This is a genomic window from Massilia sp. GCM10023247 (genome assembly GCF_042653325.1).
In the GTDB taxonomy this organism is placed as follows: Bacteria; Pseudomonadota; Gammaproteobacteria; order Burkholderiales; family Burkholderiaceae_D; genus Telluria.
The window spans coordinates 200,506-212,258 of sequence record NZ_JBHSIB010000010.1 but is presented as its reverse complement, the minus strand read 5'-3'; the positions used below and the strand labels follow the sequence as shown (position 1 = coordinate 212,258).

The window sequence follows — 11,753 nt, the reverse complement described above, 5'->3', positions numbered from 1 at the left end:
TCGTTCACTAGCTGCGCCGGCCCTCAGATGCGCCCGCGCCGGAAGGCGGCCAGGAATTTGCGGGCCTGGGCCGCGCTGAGCACCTGGACCGGGTCGCCATGCCAGGCATACAGGAAAGGCTGGCCGCCCAGGCGGTCGGTGAGCTTGGCGTTGAGCAGGAAGCGGGTGCCGGCCGGGTACCGTGCGGGGTCGCTCAGGGCGCGCGCGCACTGCACCCGCAGCGAGGGCGCGTAGGCCTGGCCCGGCATCGGGCGGATGTGCAGCCGGCCCGTGCGCGGGTCCGGCACCGAATGGACGGCCACTTCGCGGTAGGCCCAGATATCGCGCGCCATGCTCAAGCCTTGGCCGGCGGCGGGCCGGCGCGCACCACCGCCGCCTCGCGGATCGGCAGGTTGACCGCCGCCGCGGCCAGCGCGAGCACGATGTCGGCGTACCACATCCAGCTGTAGTCGCCGAAGCGCACAAAGGCGAGTCCGCCCAGCCAGGCGCCGAAGAAGCCGCCGATCTGGTGCGACAGCAGGGTCAGGCCGAACAGGGTTGCCAGGTAGCGCGTGCCGAACAGCTTGCCGACCAGGCCGGCCGTGGGCGGCACGGTCGCCAGCCAGGTGAAGCCGAGGGCGGCCGCGAACACGTAGAAGGTCAGCGCCGTCTTCGGCGCCAAGAGGTAGAGCGCGACGATGAGGGCGCGGCTGGCATACATCAGCGCCAGCAGGCTCTTCATGCGGTAGCGCGCCGACAGCGCGCCGGCGGCCAGGCTGCCGGCGATGTTGAACAGGCCGATCAGGCCGAGCGCGGTGCCGGCCACGCCCACCGGCAGGCCGCACAGCGCCACCTCGCCCGGCAAGTGGGTGACGAGGAAGGCGATGTGGAAGCCGCAGGTAAAAAAGCCGGCATGCAGGCACAGGTAGCTGCGGTCGCGCATGGCGCTGCGCAGCTGCGCCGTCAGGCCGGTGCCGGACGGGAGCACCGGCGCGGCGCCGGCAGCGGCAACGCTGGCGCTGGCCGCGGGCCGTCTCCCCTTCATCAGCCAGGCCAGCGGAATGGTCAGCAAGGTGGTGGCGGCCATCGTGAACATGGCGACGATCCAGCCCGGACCGGCGATCAGGAACTGCATCAGCGGCGAGAACACGAACTGCCCGAAGGAGCCGCCGGCATTGATGAAGCCCGAAGCAAACGGGCGCCGCGCCGGGGGCAGGCGCTGGGCCGTGGCGCCGATCAGGATCGAGAAGCTGCCGGCCCCCGCCCCTGCCGCCGACAGCACGCCCATGGTCAGCAGCAGGCCCCACTCGGACTCGACGAAGGGCGTCGCGGCCAGGCCGCCCGCCAGCAGCAGCGCACCGAGCACGATCACGCGCGCCGGCCCGTACTTGTCGGCGATCGCCCCGAACACGGGTTGCGAGGCGCCCCACATGAACTGGCCGACGGCCAGCGCGAAGCTGATCGTCGCCACGCCCAGGCCGGTCGCCGTGTTCAGCGGAGAGAGGAACAGGCCGGTGGTCAGGCGCGCGCCCATCGTGATCATCAGGATCGCGCTGGCAGCCAGGATCAGCAGCCAGGCGGCGCGCGGCGACATCTCGGTATGGGGGTTCATTGTCATCCTGGTGGTGCCGCGCACAGGGCGGCGCGAATCGAGGATGGGATTTTAGCAATGATGCGCCAGGCTTGCTTGGGGCGGCCTTCCCGGGATGGGGGCAACGCTGGCGTAGGGTGGGCTCCGCCCACCGCTGCGGCGGTCGCATGGCACCACCGCAACGGTGGACTCGGGAGTCCACCCTACGACGACATCTTCATCAGCACCAGGCCGGACACGATCAGCACGGCCGCCAGGATACGCGTCGCACTCACCGGCTCGCCCAGCATGACGATGCCGACGACAAAGGCGCCGACGGCGCCGATGCCGGTCCAGATGGTGTAAGCGGTACCGAGGGGAATGCTGCGCATCGACAGGGACAGCAAGGCGAAGCTCGCGATCATCATCACGATCGTCACCACCGAGGGCCCGAGGCGCGTGAAGCCCTCCGACAGTTTCATCGAGTAGGCCCAGACGATTTCCAGCACCCCTGCCACAACCAGCATGATCCAAGCCATTTCGGCTCTCCTTCAAAAGAGCCGGGTCGTCCCGGACCGTGTCGTCCCAATGCGGGGGAGGTCGTCCTCCTGAAAGAATCGACGGCGCGCCGCCCTGCCCTGCTTACGCGGCCTTGATCAGCATCGCCACCGCTTCGGCCGCCATGCCCTCTTCGCGGCCCAGGTAGCCGAGCTTTTCGTTGGTCTTGGCCTTGACGTTGACCTGCTGCGGCGACACGCCCAGGTCTTCGGCGATGCGCGAGACCATGTGCGGGATGTGCGGCGCCATCTTCGGCTGCTGGGCAATGATGGTGGCGTCGACGTTGCCGATGGTGTAGCCGGTGGCGACCACGCGCGTGGCCGCTTCGCGCAGCAAGGTGCGCGAATCCGCGCCCGCGAACATCGGGTCGGTGTCGGGGAAATGCTTGCCGATGTCGCCCAGGGCCGCGGCGCCGAGCAGCGCGTCGATGATCGCGTGCAGCAGCACGTCGGCGTCGGAGTGGCCGAACAGGCCGAGCCGGTGCGGGATGGTCACGCCGCCGACGATCAGTTTGCGGCCCTCGACGAGCCGGTGGCAGTCATAGCCGGTGCCGACACGAAACGGCGGAGTCGGGTTGTAGGATGCAAGTGACATATCTGTTTGCTGGATTCGTGACAGTAATTTCGTTACAGTAGTTCAGGCTGGGCCGTGGCCAGGTACATTTCGGCCAGGCGCACGTCGCCCGGCATGGTGACTTTCATGTTGCGCGGGTGGCCTTCGACCAGCTTCGGCGACAGGCCGAGCGCCTCGACGGCACTGGCGTCGTCGGTGACCTGGCGCGGATCGCGCGCCGCCGCCAGGGCTTCGCGCAGCAGTTTATAGCGAAACATCTGCGGCGTCTGCGCCAGCCACATGCCTTCGCGCGACACGGTGCCGACCTCGCCGCCGATGCTGCGCTTGACGGTATCGACCACCGGCAGCGCCAGCAGGCCGCCGACCGGATGCTCGCCGGTGCTGGTGATGAGCTTTTCGATGAGCGCGTCGTCCAGTCCCGGACGCGCGGCGTCGTGCACCAGCACCCAGTCGTTCTCGCGCAGTGTGCCGGCCAGCGCGGCCAGGCCGTTCTGCACCGACTCCATCCGTGTTGCACCGCCGCATCGCAGTACGGTCACGCCATGGCTGGGGACCACGCCATCGATGATGGGATCGTCCGGGCTGACCACCACATAGGTGTGCGCGATCAGTTCGCTGAACAGGAAGGCATCGATCGCATGGCGCAGCATGGGCTTGCCGCCGATTTTCAGGTATTGCTTGGGTCCGCTCGCCGCCATGCGCGCGCCGACGCCGGCTGCGGGAATGAGGGCGAAATATCGTGGTGCTGAGGGATTCATGTCTTTTTCTTACGTTTTGCCGGTCTGATAAGAGACTGTACCTCACCTGCGCAAACTTTGCCGAGACGCGCGTATTCCTGCGGGGTATCGATCGCCGCCTGCAGGCGCTCGACTTTCCCCATTTCGCGCTTGATGAAAGGCATCCAACCGGTATCGATTTCGCGCTGCAACATATTGCGCGCCTGGCCGCCCGGCGCGTACAGGGGCTTGCCCCCGAAGCGGCGCGCCAGTGCCTCGGCCACGGCCTTTTCCGCGCGCGGCAGGAAGTCGAGGTAGACGTCACGGTGGCGCAACTCGTGCGCCAGGATTTCGCGGTAGGCGCAGGTGCCGGGCGCAAACTCGCGCCCGACATACACGACGATCGGCAGGTAGCGCAGCTTGACCTCGAGGCGCGGGGCCACGCACTCGTAGCCGCTCGAAGGATCGGTCAGCATGGCGCCGTGCACCCCGATGCTCACGCGCGACTCGGTGCGGGTCAGCCCCAGCACATAGCTGCCGGGCGCGCGATCGCCCTTCAGGGCGGACAGGCCATGGAAGGAATACGTATTGTCGACGCGGTAGCCTTCCTGTTGCGAGGACGTTACCGACACGCTTTCGGCGATGCTGTCCTCGCAACGCGCCTGGAAGGCCGTGCGCGCACTCGCCGGCGCCAGGCAGCACAGCAAGGCCAGCGCAAACAAGACCTTCACGGATCAGGCGGGCGACCAGGCCCCGCTGGTGATCTTCTCGAGCCAGAAGGCGCCGATGATCGTCTTCACGTCGGTGATCTCGCCGCGCTTGACCATCTCCAGCAGCTCGGGAACGGTGGTGGTGAAGGTCTCGAGGAATTCGCCGGCGTCGAGTTTCGGCGTACCGGCCGTCAGCCCGCGCGCCAGGAAGAGTTCGAGGTGCTCGTCCGAATAGGCGATCGCATTGTGGATCGTGCACACGAACCGCCAGTCGGTCGCCGTGTAGCCGGTCTCCTCTTCGAGTTCGCGGCGCGCGCAAGCCAGGTGCTCCTCGCCCGGATCGATCTTCCCGGCCGGGAATTCGATGAAGACGCGGTCGTTCGGGTAGCGGAACTGGCGCTCGAGCAGCACGCGGCCGTCGTCGAGCAGCGGCAGGATCACGACCGCGCCCGGATGGCGGATGTATTCGCGGTGCGAGATGCTGCCGTCAGGCAGCTGGATGCGGTCGCGCGAGACCTTGAGGAAATTGCCGTCGTATGCGGTCTCGCCGTCGAGGCGGACTTCTTTCAGGTGAGAATCCATGTCGCTCCAATGTGAATGCTGCGCGTAAAACCGTAGGGTGGAGCGGTTCGCCGCCCGCTCCACCCTACGCCCTACGCTTGCGCAGGTAGCGGTACACGAAACCGGGAAACGCGAGCACGATGAACAGGCAGGCGGTCACCGCATAGAACTCCCAGCGCTGGGCAAACACGTTGCCGATGCGCGATTCGAGCAGCCAGGCGCATGCGCCGACGAGGAAGTATAGAACAAGGAGCTCGAGCAGGCGCGCGACGAAGGGTTTCGTGCGCGCCTGCCCAGCTTGCGTGGGCTTCAGTGAGATGAAGCCGAACACGCGCTCGCTGGCGAACGGGAGATTGGCCGCCGCGAGCGCGACGGCGATCACCAGCCAGGCTGCCAGCGAGACGGTCATGACAGATGCGCCATCAAGTGCGCAGGGTCAGCTGGATGGCCTGCAGGCAGGCGCCCAGCAGTGCGCCCGGGATCAGGCCCAGCACGACCACGGCGATGCCGTTGAGCGACATGGCGACGCGCATGTCGGTCGGCGTGACGATCGGGCTGGTATCGACCGCTTCGTCGAACCACATGGTCTTGACGACGCGCAGGTAGTAGAACGCGCCGATCAGCGAGAACATGACGGCGACCACGGCCAGCCAGATCGCGCCGCTGTTGGCGACGGCCTGCAGCACGGCCCACTTGGCCATGAAGCCCATCATCGGCGGCACGCCGGCCAGCGAGAACATCAGGACGGTCATGACGATCGCGAACCACGGGCTGCGGCGGCCCAGGCCCTTGAAGTCGGCGATCTGCTCGGCCTCGAAGCCCGAACGCGCCAGCATCATGATCATGCCGAAGCTGCCCAGGGTGGTCAGGACGTAGGTGATCGACGAGTACATGGCGGCGCTGTAGGCGGCCGGCATGTTGCTGGTGTCGTCCCCTACCACGCCTGCCATCATGCCCAGCAGCACGAAGCCCATCTGCGCGATGGTCGAGTACGCCAGCATGCGCTTGAGGTTGGTCTGCGCGATCGCGGTCAGGTTACCGATGGCCAGCGACAGCACTGCCAGCACCAGCAGCATCTGCTGCCAGTCGTAGGCCATCGACGGCAGCGCTTCGACCAGCAGGCGCATCACCATGGCGAAGGCGGCCAGCTTCGGCGCGCCGCCCAGCAGCAGCGTGACGGCGGTCGGCGAACCCTGGTAGACGTCCGGTGCCCACATGTGGAACGGAACGGCGCCCAGCTTGAAGGCCAGGCCGGCCACCATGAACACCAGGCCGAACACGAGGATGGTCTGGTCGGCACCGCCGGCGGCGGCGCGTGCGGCGATGTCGGTCACGTTCAGCGAACCGGTGGCGCCGTAGATCATCGAGATACCGTAGAGCATGAAGCCCGATGCCAGCGCGCCGAGGATGAAGTACTTCATCGCCGCTTCGGTCGAGGTCGCGTGGTCGCGGCGCAGCGCCACCAGCGCATACAGCGCGAGCGACATCAGTTCCAGGCCCAGGTAGATCGACAGCATGCTGTTACCGGAGATCATGATCATCTGGCCGAGCATCGTGAACAGCGCGAGCACATAGAACTCGCCGCCCAGGTTACCCGACAGCATGCCGCGATCGGTGACGTACTTGCGCGAATACACCAGCGTCAGGATGACCGCCACGTAGGTGAACATCTTGAGCAGGTTCGCCATCGGGTCGGCCACGAACATGCCGTTGAAGGTGTAGACGGTCGTGCCGGCGCTGTAGTCGCCGAAGGTCAGGACGGCGCAGCCGACCACGGTCAGCAGCGACAGGTAGTAGGTCACGTTACGGCGCGACCCCTTCAGGTACAAGTCGATCAGCAGGATCGCGGAAGCCGCGATCAGCAGGAAGATTTCGGCGTACACCGGCACCAGGTTGGTGTCGACAGCCGGTAGCAAAGTGTTGTTCATGGCGTCTATTTCAATTTATTGAGGCAGCTGCGGCAGCTTGCTGACCGAGACGTGTTGCAGCAGGTCGGTGACCGAGGTCTGCAGGGTCTCGGCGATCGGCGCCGGATACAGGCCCATCCACAGGGTGGCGATGGCCAGCACACCCAGGATGGCGAACTCGCGCTTGTTCAGGTCGGTCAGCTCGGCGACATGCTGGTTGCCGACCGGGCCGAACACCACGCGCTTGATCATCCACAGCGAGTAGGCGGCGCCCAGGATCAGCGCGGTGCCTGCCAGCAGGCCGGTCCAGAAGTTGAACTGGACCGCGGCCAGGATGACCATGAATTCGCCGATGAAGCCCGAGGTGGCCGGCAGGCCGGCATTGGCCATCGAGAACAGCACGGCAAACGCGGCGAACTTCGGCATCGTGTTGACGACGCCGCCGTAGTCGGCGATTTCACGCGAGTGGACGCGGTCGTAGAGCACGCCGATGCAGAGGAACATCGCGCCCGACACGAAGCCGTGCGAGATCGACTGCATGATGCCGCCCTGCAGGCCCATGTCGTTGAAGATGAAGAAGCCGAGCGTGACGAAACCCATGTGGGCGATCGACGAGTAGGCGACCAGTTTCTTCATGTCCTTCTGGACCAGCGCGACCAGGCCGATGTAGATCACGGCGATCAGCGACAGCACGATGACGACCGGTGCCAGGTAGTGCGAGGCGTCCGGGGTGATCGGCAGCGAAAAACGCAGGAAGCCGTAGGCGCCCAGCTTCAGCATGATCGCGGCCAGCACGACCGAGCCGCCGGTCGGCGCTTCGACGTGGGCGTCGGGCAGCCAGGTGTGCACCGGCCACATCGGCACCTTGACGGCGAAGGCCATGAAGAAGGCGATGAAGATCAGGATCTGTTCCTTCATGGTCAAAGCCTGGGTATGCCACTTCTGGATGTCGAAGGTGCCCGAGACGTTGTACAGGTAAATGATCGCGATCAGGGTCAGCAGCGAGCCGAAGAACGTGTACAGGAAGAACTTGAATGCTGCGTACACGCGATTCGGGCCGCCGAACACGCCGATGATGATGAACATCGGGATCAGCGTGGCTTCGAAGAAGAAGTAGAACAGCACGCCGTCCAGCGAGGCGAACACGCCGACCATCAGGCCCGACAGGATCAGGAAGGAGCCCATGTACTGCGCCACGCGCTCCTGGATCACTTCCCAGGCGGCGAGGATGACGATGACGGTGATGAACGCGGTCAGCGGAATGAACCACAGCGACAGGCCATCGACACCGAGACGGTAGAAGATGTTGAAGCGCTCGATCCACGGCGCCACTTCATAGAACTGCATGCCGTGGGCGGCGTTGTCGAAGTTCGTGATCAGCGGGATCGTCGGCAGGAAGCTGACGACGCCGCCCAGCAGCGCGAGCATGCGCACGAAGCCGCGGTTGGTGTCGCGCCCGACGGCGAGCACGAGCACGCCGAACAGGACCGGGAGCCAGATCGCCAGGCTCAGGTAGGGAGGAAATGTAGAGATCGTAGACTGCATCATTTGTCTTTTTCTTTGCCTGTGATTAGCGCCAGAACGGGAAGAAGTACAGCAGGGTCGCCATGACGCCCACGATCATCACGAACGCGTAGTGATAGATGTAACCCGTCTGGAAAGTACGGGTAATCGTCGAGAACCAGCCGACCAGCTTGGCGGAACCGTTGACCATCAGGCCGTCGATCAGCCCACGGTCGCCCGCTTTCCACAGCCCGGTACCCACGGCGCGCGCGCCGCCGGCAAACACGGCCTGGTTGAAGGCGTCCATGTAGTACTTGTTGTCCAGCAGCGTATGCAGGAACTTGAACTTGGCATAGAACCACGCAGGGACGCGCGGATTGACCATGTAGCAGTAGTACGCCGCCACCACGCCGGCCAGTGCCAGCCAGAACGGTGCCGTCTGCAGGCCATGGATCGCCATCGCCATCGCGCCGTGGAACTCTTCGCTCAAGGTGCGCATCGCGGTGTGGTTTTCGCCGACAAAGATCACGTCCTTGAAGAAGTCGCCGTGCAGCATCGGACCGATCGCCAGGTAGCCGATGATGACCGACGGGATCGCCAGCAGGACCAGCGGCAGGGTCACGACCCATGGCGACTCGTGCGGCTTGTCGCCCGGCTGCAGGCCGTGGTGGTGATGGTCGTCCGCGTGAGCGTGGTCGTCTTCCTCGTTGTGCGCATCCGAATCGTGGCCGTGGCTGTGCGGCGTCGGATGGTTCCAGCGCGACTCGCCGTGGAACACCAGGAAGTACATGCGGAACGAGTAGAAGGCCGTGATGAACACGCCGGCCAGCACCGCGAAGTTGGCAAAGCCGGCGCCCGGGATGTTCGACGCATGGACTGCCTCGATGATCGAATCCTTCGAGTAGAAGCCCGAGAAGAACGGGGTACCGATCAGGGCCAGCGAGCCCAGCAGCGAGGTGATCCAGGTGATCGGCATGTACTTGCGCAGGCCGCCCATGTTACGCATGTCCTGGTCGTGGTGCATGCCGATGATGACCGAACCGGCGCCCAGGAACAGCAGTGCCTTGAAGAAGGCGTGGGTCATCAGGTGGAACACGGCGACCGAGTAGGCCGACGCGCCCAGGGCGACGGTCATGTAGCCGAGCTGCGACAGGGTCGAGTAAGCGACGACGCGCTTGATGTCGTTCTGGATGATGCCCAGGAAGCCCATGAACAGCGCGGTGATCGAGCCGATGACGATGACGAACGACAGCGCGCCGTCCGACAGTTCGAACAGCGGCGACATGCGCGCGACCATGAAGATACCGGCGGTGACCATCGTTGCGGCGTGGATCAGTGCCGAGATCGGGGTCGGGCCTTCCATCGAGTCAGGCAGCCAGACGTGCAGCGGGAACTGGGCCGACTTGCCCATCGCGCCGATGAACAGGCAGATGCAGGCGGCGGTCAGCAGCGGCCAGGACAGGCCAGGCACGGTCATGCCGGCCAGCTGGTCGGCCTGGGCGAAGGTTTCGCCGTAGTGCATGGTGCCGGTCGAGGCCAGCAGCAGGCCGATACCGAGGATGAAGCCGAAGTCGCCGACGCGGTTGACCAGGAAGGCCTTCATGTTGGCGAAGATCGCGGTCGGACGGGTGTACCAGAAGCCGATCAGCAGGTAGGACACCAGGCCCACCGCTTCCCAGCCGAAGAACAGCTGCAGGAAGTTGTTCGACATGACCAGCATCAGCATCGCGAACGTGAACAGCGAGATGTACGAGAAGAAGCGGTTGTAGCCTTCGTCCTCGGCCATGTAGCCGATCGTGTAGATGTGGACCATCAGCGAGACCGAGGTGACCACGCACATCATCATCGCCGACAGGGTGTCGATCTGGAAGCCGACCGCCAGTTTCACGGTACCGACCTGCATCCAGGTATAGATGTCCTGGTTGAAGCTGGCGCCGTCGAGCACCGCCATCAGGGTCTGCACCGAGATGATCAGGGCGATCAGGACGCCGAGGATGGTCGCCGAGTGGGAGACCTTGCGGCCGACCACGTTACCGAAGAACTTGGTGCCCAGCAGGCCGGCGATTGCCGAACCTGCCAGCGGCGCCAGCGGCACCGCAAGTAAGAGTGAGGAAGAGAGTTGCCCCGCCATGTTGAACCTTAATCGTTATTTTTTAACTTGCCGAGACCGCTCAGCCCTTGAGGCTGTCGAGGTCTTCCACATTGATCGTGTCCAGATTACGGAACAGGACCACCAGGATCGCCAGGCCGATTGCCGATTCGGCAGCGGCGACGGTCAGGATGAAGAACACGAAGATCTGCCCTGCCGCATCGCCCAGGTAATGCGAGAAGGCGATGAAGTTCAGGTTCACTGCCAGCAGCATCAGTTCGATGGCCATCAGCAGGATGATGATGTTCTTCCGGTTCAGGAAAATACCGACGATCGAGATCGCGAACAGGATCGCGCCCAGGACCAGGTAGTGTGCGAGCGATAAAGTCACGAGTTCTGCTCCTTGTTCTGCGCGGCCGTCGCAGCGGCAGCAAGCGCTGCTTCGTCGATGGCGCGCTGGTTCACCGACTCCATCTTGACGATGCGCAGGCGGTCGTTACGCTTGACGCGGACGGCGGCGCCCGGGTCGATTGCCTTGCTGTCCTTGCGCTTGCGCAGGGTCAGCGCCACGGCGGCGATGATCGCCACCAGCAGGATCACGGCCGCGATTTCGAAGCCGTAGATGTACTGGGTGTAGATCAGGCGGCCCAGTTCGCGGGTGCCGCCGATGTTCAGCGCAGCCGCTTCCGGCGTCTGGGCGAAGTTGCCGTAGCCGTTCCACAGCACCAGGGCCATTTCGATCACGATCACGGCGCCGATGAGCAGGGCCATCGGCAGGTAACCCCAGAAGCCTTCGCGCATGCGGTCGACGTTAATGTCGAGCATCATCACGACGAACAGGAACAGCACCATGACGGCGCCGACATAGACCAGCACCAGCACGATGGCGAGGAACTCGGCCTTCAGCAGCAGCCAGATGCCGGCCGCGTTGAAGAACGCGAGCACGAGGAACAGCGCCGCGTGCACCGGGTTCTTGGCGGTAATGACGCGCAGCGCGGACAGCACCATGACGGCCGCGAACACGTAGAACAGAACAGTTGTAAATTGCATGACTAACCCATGACCCTTTTGTTGTTAGCGCTTAGCGCCGCCCATTAACGGAACTTGGCATCGGCCGCGCGTGCGGCGGCGATGTCGGCTTCGTAGCGGTCGCCCACGGCCAGCAGCATCTCTTTCGTGTAGTAGAGATCGCCACGCTTTTCGCCGTGGTATTCCAGCACGTGGGTCTCGACGATCGAGTCGACCGGGCAAGACTCTTCGCAGAAACCGCAGAAGATGCACTTGGTCAGGTCGATGTCGTAGCGCGTGGTGCGGCGGGTGCCGTCCTCGCGCTGCGCCGACTCGATCGTGATCGCCATGGCCGGGCAGACCGCTTCGCACAGCTTGCAGGCGATGCAGCGCTCTTCCCCGTTCGGGTAGCGGCGCAGGGCGTGCAGGCCGCGGAAGCGGTTCGACATCGGCGTCTTCTCTTCCGGGTACTGCACGGTGATCTTGCGCGACAAGGCGTACTTGCCGGTCAGGGCCAGGCCCTTGACCAGCTCGGTCAGCATCAGGCTGCCGAGGATTTCTTTAATTCGGTTCATTGAG

General features: G+C 64.8%; 14 protein-coding genes. All 14 read right to left on the bottom strand.

The window, feature by feature from the left end; genetic code table 11:
• Window positions 1-23: 23 nt before the first annotated feature.
• On the bottom strand, window positions 24-332 hold the full coding sequence (locus ACFPAH_RS10245) for a hypothetical protein (protein ID WP_379744344.1): 309 nt from the start codon (window positions 330-332) through the stop codon (window positions 24-26).
• A 2-nt stretch (window positions 333-334) separates the two neighbouring features.
• Entirely contained in the window at window positions 335-1,591 is a 1,257-nt protein-coding gene (locus ACFPAH_RS10240) for an MFS transporter (RefSeq protein ID WP_379744342.1), read from the bottom strand.
• Between the two features lie 182 nt (window positions 1,592-1,773).
• The gene (locus ACFPAH_RS10235) at window positions 1,774-2,088 is read right to left on the bottom strand and encodes a DMT family transporter (protein WP_379744340.1); all 315 of its coding nucleotides are present in this window, start codon (window positions 2,086-2,088) and stop codon (window positions 1,774-1,776) included.
• Window positions 2,089-2,191: 103 nt separating this feature from the next.
• Complete coding sequence (gene ispF, locus ACFPAH_RS10230; RefSeq protein WP_379744338.1) at window positions 2,192-2,701, bottom strand: 2-C-methyl-D-erythritol 2,4-cyclodiphosphate synthase; 510 nt, start codon at window positions 2,699-2,701, stop codon at window positions 2,192-2,194.
• Window positions 2,702-2,733: 32 nt separating this feature from the next.
• The gene (ispD, locus tag ACFPAH_RS10225; protein ID WP_379744336.1) at window positions 2,734-3,438 is read right to left on the bottom strand and encodes a 2-C-methyl-D-erythritol 4-phosphate cytidylyltransferase; all 705 of its coding nucleotides are present in this window, start codon (window positions 3,436-3,438) and stop codon (window positions 2,734-2,736) included.
• Complete coding sequence (locus tag ACFPAH_RS10220; RefSeq protein ID WP_379744334.1) at window positions 3,435-4,127, bottom strand: hypothetical protein; 693 nt, start codon at window positions 4,125-4,127, stop codon at window positions 3,435-3,437. Before ACFPAH_RS10220 ends, ispD begins: the two co-directional genes overlap by 4 nt.
• Before the next feature lie 3 nt (window positions 4,128-4,130).
• Complete coding sequence (locus ACFPAH_RS10215; RefSeq protein ID WP_379744332.1) at window positions 4,131-4,688, bottom strand: NUDIX domain-containing protein; 558 nt, start codon at window positions 4,686-4,688, stop codon at window positions 4,131-4,133.
• Between the two features lie 64 nt (window positions 4,689-4,752).
• The gene (locus ACFPAH_RS10210) at window positions 4,753-5,076 is read right to left on the bottom strand and encodes a DUF2818 family protein (protein WP_379744330.1); all 324 of its coding nucleotides are present in this window, start codon (window positions 5,074-5,076) and stop codon (window positions 4,753-4,755) included.
• Window positions 5,077-5,089: 13 nt separating this feature from the next.
• Entirely contained in the window at window positions 5,090-6,595 is a 1,506-nt protein-coding gene (nuoN, locus tag ACFPAH_RS10205; RefSeq protein WP_379744328.1) for an NADH-quinone oxidoreductase subunit NuoN, read from the bottom strand.
• Window positions 6,596-6,610: 15 nt separating this feature from the next.
• Entirely contained in the window at window positions 6,611-8,122 is a 1,512-nt protein-coding gene (locus tag ACFPAH_RS10200) for an NADH-quinone oxidoreductase subunit M (RefSeq protein ID WP_379744326.1), read from the bottom strand.
• Window positions 8,123-8,144: 22 nt separating this feature from the next.
• Complete coding sequence (nuoL, locus tag ACFPAH_RS10195) at window positions 8,145-10,208, bottom strand: NADH-quinone oxidoreductase subunit L (RefSeq protein WP_379744324.1); 2,064 nt, start codon at window positions 10,206-10,208, stop codon at window positions 8,145-8,147.
• Between the two features lie 40 nt (window positions 10,209-10,248).
• Window positions 10,249-10,557, bottom strand: coding sequence for an NADH-quinone oxidoreductase subunit NuoK (gene nuoK, locus ACFPAH_RS10190; protein WP_056333562.1), 309 nt, complete (start codon window positions 10,555-10,557; stop codon window positions 10,249-10,251).
• Window positions 10,554-11,216, bottom strand: a complete 663-nt coding sequence (locus ACFPAH_RS10185) for an NADH-quinone oxidoreductase subunit J (protein ID WP_379744322.1) — start codon at window positions 11,214-11,216, stop codon at window positions 10,554-10,556. The genes nuoK and ACFPAH_RS10185 overlap by 4 nt, the downstream gene beginning before the upstream one ends.
• Before the next feature lie 44 nt (window positions 11,217-11,260).
• Complete coding sequence (gene nuoI / locus ACFPAH_RS10180; RefSeq protein ID WP_379744320.1) at window positions 11,261-11,749, bottom strand: NADH-quinone oxidoreductase subunit NuoI; 489 nt, start codon at window positions 11,747-11,749, stop codon at window positions 11,261-11,263.
• Between the last annotated feature and the right edge of the window lie 4 nt (window positions 11,750-11,753).

What these genes read in the sequence shown, in the direction of transcription:
- ACFPAH_RS10245 (WP_379744344.1), bottom strand. Translation starts at nt 332, where the DNA reads ATGGCGCGCGATATCTGGGCCTACCGCGAAGTGGCCGTCCATTCGGTG.
- ACFPAH_RS10240 (WP_379744342.1), bottom strand. Translation starts at nt 1,591, where the DNA reads ATGAACCCCCATACCGAGATGTCGCCGCGCGCCGCCTGGCTGCTGATC.
- ACFPAH_RS10235 (WP_379744340.1), bottom strand. Translation starts at nt 2,088, where the DNA reads ATGGCTTGGATCATGCTGGTTGTGGCAGGGGTGCTGGAAATCGTCTGG.
- ispF (WP_379744338.1), bottom strand. Translation starts at nt 2,701, where the DNA reads ATGTCACTTGCATCCTACAACCCGACTCCGCCGTTTCGTGTCGGCACC.
- ispD (WP_379744336.1), bottom strand. Translation starts at nt 3,438, where the DNA reads ATGAATCCCTCAGCACCACGATATTTCGCCCTCATTCCCGCAGCCGGC.
- ACFPAH_RS10215 (WP_379744332.1), bottom strand. Translation starts at nt 4,688, where the DNA reads ATGGATTCTCACCTGAAAGAAGTCCGCCTCGACGGCGAGACCGCATAC.
- ACFPAH_RS10210 (WP_379744330.1), bottom strand. Translation starts at nt 5,076, where the DNA reads ATGACCGTCTCGCTGGCAGCCTGGCTGGTGATCGCCGTCGCGCTCGCG.
- nuoN (WP_379744328.1), bottom strand. Translation starts at nt 6,595, where the DNA reads ATGAACAACACTTTGCTACCGGCTGTCGACACCAACCTGGTGCCGGTG.
- ACFPAH_RS10200 (WP_379744326.1), bottom strand. Translation starts at nt 8,122, where the DNA reads ATGATGCAGTCTACGATCTCTACATTTCCTCCCTACCTGAGCCTGGCG.
- nuoL (WP_379744324.1), bottom strand. Translation starts at nt 10,208, where the DNA reads ATGGCGGGGCAACTCTCTTCCTCACTCTTACTTGCGGTGCCGCTGGCG.
- ACFPAH_RS10185 (WP_379744322.1), bottom strand. Translation starts at nt 11,216, where the DNA reads ATGCAATTTACAACTGTTCTGTTCTACGTGTTCGCGGCCGTCATGGTG.
- nuoI (WP_379744320.1), bottom strand. Translation starts at nt 11,749, where the DNA reads ATGAACCGAATTAAAGAAATCCTCGGCAGCCTGATGCTGACCGAGCTG.